At 62.9% G+C, this 7281-nt stretch carries 6 protein-coding genes; 3 read left to right on the forward strand and 3 right to left on the reverse strand.

Features of this window, described 5'->3' with window-relative positions; genetic code table 11:
* On the reverse strand, nt 1–520 hold a 520-nt coding region (pyrF, locus tag HCZ87_RS18815), incomplete at its 3' end, for an orotidine-5'-phosphate decarboxylase (RefSeq protein WP_167646326.1).
* An 82-nt stretch (nt 521–602) separates the two neighbouring features.
* Complete coding sequence (locus HCZ87_RS18820) at nt 603–1769, reverse strand: MFS transporter (protein ID WP_167646329.1); 1167 nt, start codon at nt 1767–1769, stop codon at nt 603–605.
* A 243-nt stretch (nt 1770–2012) separates the two neighbouring features.
* On the opposite strand from HCZ87_RS18820, the gene clpB reads away from it, so the two are divergent.
* Entirely contained in the window at nt 2013–4631 is a 2619-nt protein-coding gene (gene clpB, locus HCZ87_RS18825) for an ATP-dependent chaperone ClpB (RefSeq protein ID WP_167646330.1), read from the forward strand.
* 81 nt (nt 4632–4712) lie between these two features.
* Here clpB and HCZ87_RS18830 read toward each other — a convergent pair whose 3' ends face one another.
* Entirely contained in the window at nt 4713–5237 is a 525-nt protein-coding gene (locus HCZ87_RS18830; RefSeq protein WP_167646333.1) for a nucleoside 2-deoxyribosyltransferase, read from the reverse strand.
* A 197-nt stretch (nt 5238–5434) separates the two neighbouring features.
* Between HCZ87_RS18830 and msrP the strand changes: the two genes are divergently transcribed.
* Together msrP and msrQ are read left to right on the forward strand one after the other, a co-directional pair.
* Nucleotides 5435–6343, forward strand: coding sequence for a protein-methionine-sulfoxide reductase catalytic subunit MsrP (gene msrP, locus HCZ87_RS18835; protein ID WP_167646335.1), 909 nt, complete (start codon nt 5435–5437; stop codon nt 6341–6343).
* Nucleotides 6343–6942 carry a protein-methionine-sulfoxide reductase heme-binding subunit MsrQ gene (gene msrQ / locus HCZ87_RS18840; RefSeq protein WP_167646337.1) on the forward strand — a complete coding sequence of 200 codons (600 nt, stop codon included), beginning with the start codon at nt 6343–6345 and terminating at the stop codon, nt 6940–6942. Before msrP ends, msrQ begins: the two co-directional genes overlap by 1 nt.
* Nucleotides 6943–7281 lie beyond the last annotated feature (339 nt).

The following is a 7281-nucleotide window of genomic DNA, read 5'->3' on the forward strand; positions in this document are numbered from 1 at the left end:
GCTTGCCTTCGGCCTCGGGCAGGGCGCGGATCAGCGCGGCCTCCTGCGGGCTGGCGATGACACCATCGGCACCGGCGGCGAGGGCCTTGCCCGCGCGTTCCTGCACCAGATCGCGGATATCGCCCGCTTTGATCAGCGCCCCATCGAGGTCATCGCGGTCCAGCGAGGTCAGGATGGTCACCGCGAGGATCTTCATATCCTTACCGGAGGCGCCCTCCTTGGCGGCGCGCACCACATAGGGGTCGCCATGAACCGTCAGGAAATCGAGATCGAACTGCGCCAGCCCGCGGACCGCGTTTTCCACCGTGGCCCCGATGTCAAAGAGCTTCATGTCGAGGAAGATGCGCTTGCCCTGTTCCTGTTTCAGCTCATTGGCCAGCGCCAGCCCGCCACCGGTCAGCATGCCGAGGCCGATTTTGTAGAAGGACACCGTATCGCCCAGCTGGGAGGCAAGCTCCAGCCCGGCAACGGCATTGGGCACATCCATGGCAACGATCAGGCGGTCATCGGCTTTGGTCATTGGGTCTCTCTCCGGCGTGGCAAAGGGGTTGCGCCTTCCTACTGGCAATGGCGCAGGCGGAAAAGGGGCAATGCAGGGCGTGTCAGACGGCTTGCGCCTGGCCCTGTCGCCGGGTCAGCACCAGCAGCACAAAGCCGCAGAGCCCGCCGACGGAGGCGATCTGAACCACCAGGCCAAAGCTGTAATACTGCGCGATCAACCCGGTGAGCGGCCCGGCAATCAGGCCGGAGATCATCAGGGTATTCCAATAAGTTGCGGTGGCATGCGCCATTCTGCCATTGGCAAAACTCTGGATGAAGCTGAGGCCGACGCTGGCGTAGAGCCCGTAATACAGCCCCTCCAGCGCGGCGCCGAGCAGCATCTGATCAAAGCTCTGCACCCGGGCCAGCAGTTGTATCGTGCCGGCGGCCAGCAGCGCGATACACATCAGCAAGGCGCGCAAGCCGAAGCGGGCGATCAGCCAAGGGGTGGCGAGAATCGCAAAGATCTCGACAAAGGTTTTCATCGAGAAGGCGGTGCCGGGGGCGTAGGTGGGCAGGCCGACCTCTTGCACATAGAACAGCGGCAGGGCGGTGAAGGTCAGGCTATGGCCCAGCGAGAGGCAGAAACAGACCGAGGCCGCCAGCCAGAGCCCGCGCGGTGTTTGAGCGGGCGCATCGGCGGGCGTGTCTTTGGTCGGCAGGCGGGCGGCGCGGGGGATCACCTGCGGCCAGAGCAGCAGCCAGACTACCGCCAGCCCCAGCGCGACGCGAAACACCGCATTGGGGCCAAGCTGATCGGCGACAAAGAAGCTGAGCGCGGGCCCCATCATCCAGGCGGTCGAGGTGGTGGCGCGCATGATCGCGTTGAAGCTCTGCGATTTCAGCCCGGCGGTTTCGGCCACCCCGTGGCCCAGCGAAAACAGCGTCGAGGTGGCGCTGGAGCTGAGCCCAAAGCCGAGAACGCCGATGCTGAGCAAGGTTGCAAAGGCCGGATAGAGGCTGAGCGCGAGGGTGGCGCAGAGATATCCGCCACCGGCCAGCCCAATCAGCGCAAAGGCGCTTTGCCCGCGATCCAGACGCGCGGAAAACACCCGGTTGACGCCGATGGTCAGCAAGGTCGCCATGGCCGCATAGAGGCTGATCGCCCAGGGCGCGCGGCCCAGCCCCTCGACGATGAAATAGCCCATGAAGGGCACGATCATCGCGCTGCACAGGGTGCTGGTGATCAACAGCAGCAAAAAGGGCAGGGTCTTGCGGGACAGAAGCATGCTGAGGCTCTCCTCGGGCGGCGGCATCTTTTGCCTACCCTCGCCGTCGGGCGCGCTCAACATATGGATTGTATGCTGGCAATCGCGGATTTGATCGGGGTCAAGGTTTCTCAACCCTGATGTGGTAGTCTTGCTCTTGAAGATGCGGGCGGAGTTCCCACATCTAGATCCGAGGCCCACACCGACCCTGTGCTGCCAAGCAGGCGGGGTCAAGCGAGGGGCGCTTGATAAGAGGAGAGACTGATGGACTTGAACAAGTTCACTGAGCGGGCGCGCGGTTTTGTGCAGGCGGCCCAGACCATTGCCCTGCGTGAAGGGCATCAACGGCTGACGCCGGAACATATTCTCAAGGCATTGCTGGACGACGACCAGGGCATGGCTGCCAATCTCATCACCCGTGCGGGTGGGGATCTGAAGCGCGTGACCGACGCCGTCGAGACCGCCATCGGCAAACTGCCGAAGGTCTCTGGCGATGCCGGGCAGATCTATCTCGACGGGCAGACCGCCAAGGTTCTGGACGAGGCCGCCAAGGTTGCGGAAAAGGCGGGCGACAGCTTTGTCCCCGTGGAGCGCATGCTGACCGCATTGGCGCTGGTCAAATCCAAGGCCAAGGACGCGCTGGAGGCTGGCGATGTCACCGCGCAAAAGCTCAATGAGGCGATCAATGACATTCGTCAGGGGCGCACCGCAGATACGGCCACGGCCGAGGACACCTATGAGGCGCTGAAAAAATACACGCTCGACCTGACCGAGCGCGCCAGCGAGGGCAAGATTGACCCGATTATCGGCCGCGACGAGGAAATCCGCCGCGCCATGCAGGTGCTGTCGCGCCGGACCAAGAACAACCCGGTGCTGATCGGGGAGCCGGGCGTGGGTAAAACCGCGATTGCCGAGGGCATGGCTCTGCGGATCATCAATGGCGACGTGCCCGAATCCCTGAAAAACAAACGCCTGCTGGCGCTTGATATGGGGGCCTTGATCGCAGGCGCGAAATATCGCGGCGAGTTTGAGGAACGTCTGAAAGGCATTCTGAACGAGGTCACCGCCGCGGCGGGCGAGGTCATCCTGTTCATCGACGAGATGCACACGCTGGTTGGGGCCGGTAAATCGGATGGGGCCATGGATGCGGCCAACCTGATCAAACCGGCACTGGCGCGGGGCGAACTGCACTGTATCGGGGCCACAACGCTGGATGAATACCGGAAATACGTGGAAAAGGACGCCGCTTTGGCGCGTCGCTTCCAGCCGGTCATGGTCAGCGAGCCGACGGTCGAGGACACGATCTCCATCCTGCGGGGCATCAAGGAAAAATACGAGCTGCACCACGGGGTACGCATCGCCGATGCGGCTCTGGTCGCGGCGGCCACCCTGTCGCACCGCTATATCACCGACCGGTTCTTGCCCGACAAGGCGATCGACCTGATGGACGAGGCAGCCTCGCGTCTGCGGATGGAGGTGGACTCCAAACCCGAAGAGCTGGATGCGCTGGACCGTCAGATCCTGCAAATGCAGATCGAGGAAGAAGCGCTGAAGCGCGAGGATGACACCGCGTCCAAGGACCGTCTGGAGCAGCTTCAGAAGGAGCTTGCCGACCTGCAAGAACGCTCTGCCGAGATGACGGCGCAGTGGCAGGCCGAGCGTGACAAGCTGGCCTCTGCTCGTGACCTGAAAGAGCAACTCGACAAGGCGCGCGCCGAGCTGGACATCGCCAAGCGCGAGGGCAATCTCGCCAAGGCGGGTGAGCTGTCCTATGGCGTCATTCCGGGGCTGGAAAAACAGCTCTCCGAGGCCGAGCAGAAGGAGCAGGAAGGGCTGATGGTCGAAGAGGCCGTGCGCCCCGAGCAGATCGCGGCGGTGGTTGAACGCTGGACCGGTATTCCGACCTCCAAGATGCTGGAAGGCGAGCGCGAGAAGCTGCTGCGGATGGAAGACGGGCTGCACAAGCGGGTGATCGGTCAGAACGCGGCGGTGACCTCGGTTGCCAATGCAGTGCGCCGGGCGCGCGCGGGCCTGAATGACGAGAACCGCCCGCTGGGCTCGTTCCTGTTCCTCGGGCCGACCGGCGTCGGCAAGACCGAGCTCACCAAGGCGGTGGCCGAGTTCCTGTTTGACGACGACAGCGCCATGGTGCGCGTGGATATGTCGGAGTTCATGGAGAAACACGCGGTCGCCCGTCTCATCGGCGCGCCTCCGGGCTATGTCGGCTACGACGAGGGCGGTGTGCTGACCGAGGCCGTGCGGCGACGCCCCTATCAGGTGGTGCTGTTCGACGAGGTCGAAAAGGCGCACCCGGATGTGTTCAACGTGCTGTTGCAGGTGCTTGACGACGGCGTGCTGACCGATGGTCAGGGCCGCACCGTGGACTTCAAGCAGACGCTGATCATCCTGACCTCGAACCTCGGCGCACAGGCGCTGAGCCAGCTGCCCGACGGGGCCGATGCGGCAGAGGCCAAACGCGATGTGATGGATGCGGTGCGGGCGCATTTCCGCCCCGAGTTCCTGAACCGCCTCGATGAGACGGTGATCTTTGACCGGCTTGGGCGTCAGGATATGGGCGGCATCGTCGAGATCCAGATCAAGCGGCTCGTCAAACGTCTGGCGCAGCGCAAGATCACGCTGGAGCTGGACGCGGAGGCCAAGGCATGGCTCGCCAATGAGGGCTATGATCCGGTGTTCGGCGCACGTCCGTTGAAGCGGGTCATCCAGCGCGCGCTGCAAAACCCGCTGGCCGAGGCTCTGCTGGCGGGCGAGATCAAGGACGGCGAAACGGTGCCGGTGACCGCCGGTGCCGAGGGGCTGATCATCGGAGAGCGTCTGGGCACCACGGATCGCCCGCTCCCGGATGATGCCGTGGTGCATTAAGCCCGCCGCAACATCACATGATGAAACACAAAGGGGAGCCTGCCGGCTCCCCTTTATTCTATCTGGCCAGATGGCATGTGGTTAGGTGGCCAAATGCGCAGCCAGCGCCTTGAGGCAGGCTTCAAAGCAGGACAGGTCCTCAAACGGCAGCGTGGTCTCCGGGCGGATCACCTGACCGCCGCTCTGGCGGATGGTGCCTTCGATCATCAGATTGTCGACGAGGCCAAAGCGCTCCGCCAGCCAGCCCTCGGGGTGCACCGGGGCGAGCCGGGTCTCAACCGCTTCGGCGGTGGTGGTGTAGCCCCAGACCAGCCGCCCCAGCCCCGCCATCATGCCAAGCTCGACCGCGCTGCCCGGATCCATGGTCAGCTGCGGATAGGGCGTGAGGTTCACCAGCGCGATATCGCAGCTGCGCAACAGGCCGAGGTCCTTGTCGGCGATCGCAAGCCCCTGTTCGGTGGCGGACAACCCATCAAGCGCGGCCTGTTTGTCCAGCGGGAACACGCCAACAAGGCCATAGTCCCGGCACAATGCCTTTTTCGCCGCGCCAAGGTTCAGCGCGTCGGGGTGAAAAACGTCGGGGCCTGCAAGGTAAATGCGTGTCATGCCAGCTGGATAGCGGAGGGCAGCGGCGAAGAAAAGCCGCCCAGGGCCATATTCCGCGCCCTGAGTGACGGCCCCTGGCTCCCTGAACAAAATCCCCCACGTTACAGTCCTGTCGCGCAGAAGTGAGGCAATATGTTTTTACTCACTTAGGGTGAGGCGATAGTCCAAGGACAGCATGATTTGAAGGGAGCACCTATATGGCCCATCGCTGGCAGAACGACCTGACCCACAAGGACATCACGCCGGAGCCGCTATTCTGGAACCGACGCAAGATCCTCGCCGGTCTGGGCGGGGTCGGGCTTGGGGCCATTGGCGGCGGCATGGCGCAGGCTGAGGCGTCACCGCTGGAGCCCAACACATGGGAGGAGGTCACCTCCTACAACAACTATTATGAGTTCGGCACCGGCAAGACCGATCCCTCCGAATATGCCGGTCAGCTGACCACCTCGCCCTGGTCGGTGGAGATCGACGGTCTGGTGGATCGCCCCGGCAGCTACGGGTTTGAACAGATCCTGTCGGAGATGACGCTGGAAGAGCGGATCTATCGCTTTCGCTGTGTCGAGGCCTGGTCGATGGTGATCCCCTGGCAGGGGTTTGAGCTGTCGGATCTTCTGGCTCTTGCCGGGGTGCAGGCCGGCGCCAAATACGTCGCCTTCGAGACATTGCTGCGCCGGGATGAGATGCCGGGTACCCGCTATCCGGTGCTGGACTGGCCCTATCGCGAAGGGCTGCGCCTGGACGAGGCCATGCATCCGCTGACCATCATGGCGACCGGAATCTTTGGCAAGCCGCTGCCGAACCAGAATGGCGCGCCGCTGCGTTTGGTGGTGCCGTGGAAATATGGCTTCAAATCGATCAAATCCATCGTCAAGATCACCCTCACCGATCAGGAGCCGCCAACCAGCTGGAATATGGCCAACGCGCGGGAATACGGGTTCTACAGTAATGTGAACCCGACGGTGGATCACCCGCGCTGGAGTCAGGCCACGGAACGCCGCATCGGTGGCGGCCTGTTTGCCCGTCGCGAGCCGACCTTGATGTTCAACGGCTATGAGGAGGAGGTCGCCTCCCTCTATGCCGGGATGGATCTGACAAAGAACTACTGATGGACCTCACCTGGGTGAATAGCGCACTGCGCCGGATACCGTCCTGGCTGGTCTACCTTTGTGGCGCGATTCCGGCGGTCTGGCTGATGTCACAGGCGCTGACCGGCGGCCTCGGGGTGGATCCGGTCAAATCGCTTGAACATCGCTACGGCGAACTGGCGCTTCAGTTCTTTGTTGCGAGCCTGGCGGTAACCCCGCTGCGCCGTCATGTCGGGCTGAACCTTCTCAAGCACCGCCGGGCGCTGGGCCTGCTGTGCTTTGCCTATGTGGTGTGTCATCTGCTGGTCTGGCTGGTGCTGGACGTGCAGATCCCCTCGCAGATCCTCGCCGACATCCTCAAGCGTCCCTATATTACGATTGGCATGGCGGCTTTTGCGCTGCTGATCCCTTTGGCGATCACCTCGAATGCCGCCTCTATTCGTCGGCTTGGGGCCAATTGGCGCCGTCTTCACCGGCTCGCGTACCCTGCGGCGCTGCTGGCGGCGGTTCATTATGTGCTCTTGGTCAAGGGATTCCAGATCGAACCGTTGCTCTATCTGGGTGGAATCATCCTCTTGCTGCTGTTGCGCTTGCGGAGTCCCCGGTTGAGTCGAGCCTGAGTCCCTGCGGTATTGGGGCGATTCCACCGGTTTTCGCTTCTACGTGCCGCCCAAACCCCGCGCTCCCTTGGTTTCTCGGTTTGGCGGGAATTCTATAAGCCTATAAAAATAAGGGATTTTGCGAAGGCTCGCTGAAAAAATGACAGTTTTGCAAAAAAGGGGTTGCGGGTATTTGGATCTGACCTTAGAACCCCCTTCACCGGCGGCGCTGAGGCGCTACGGGGCGCGGCGGAGACGCTGCTGACGGACCGGAAAGACGGGATGGCGCCCAGGGAAGACTGGGGCACTTCGGAGAGAGGTTAGGCGGTGGCGCTTTTAAGATTAGCGCGACGGTCTGGT

The sequence above is a fragment of the Phaeobacter sp. HF9A genome (assembly GCF_011806385.1).
Taxonomy (GTDB): domain Bacteria; phylum Pseudomonadota; class Alphaproteobacteria; order Rhodobacterales; family Rhodobacteraceae; genus Epibacterium.